Annotated in this window: 1 pseudogene; it reads left to right on the top strand. The window is 56.4% G+C overall.

Going from position 1 to position 243, the window contains the following annotated elements:
* Window positions 1-133: 133 nt before the first annotated feature.
* Window positions 134-243: pseudogene (locus AC0L3K_RS40860) on the top strand (IS110 family transposase); the annotation flags it as partial.

Below are 243 nucleotides of genomic sequence, written 5' to 3'. Positions count from 1 at the left end.
GCACAAGAACTTCACGATGAGTCCTCGTGGAGATGAGAAACCGTGCGCTGTGTGCTTGACTGGGGACATCAGAATGGGATGACCCGCCCCGTCCTCTCAGTCAGACTGAGTTGGCTTTTGAAAGGAGGAAGCAATGAGGACACGGAACAAGCCCAGGCCGGCAACAGTGTTTGGGATCGACATTGGCAAGAACCTTTTCCACGTCGTTGGGCTCGACGCCGCCGGAATGCCGATCCAGAAGGC

The sequence above is a fragment of the Bradyrhizobium sp. MI1.10 genome (genome assembly GCF_055811035.1).
Note: the sequence above shows the minus strand (reverse complement) of the source record. Positions and strands in the feature narration are given on the sequence as shown.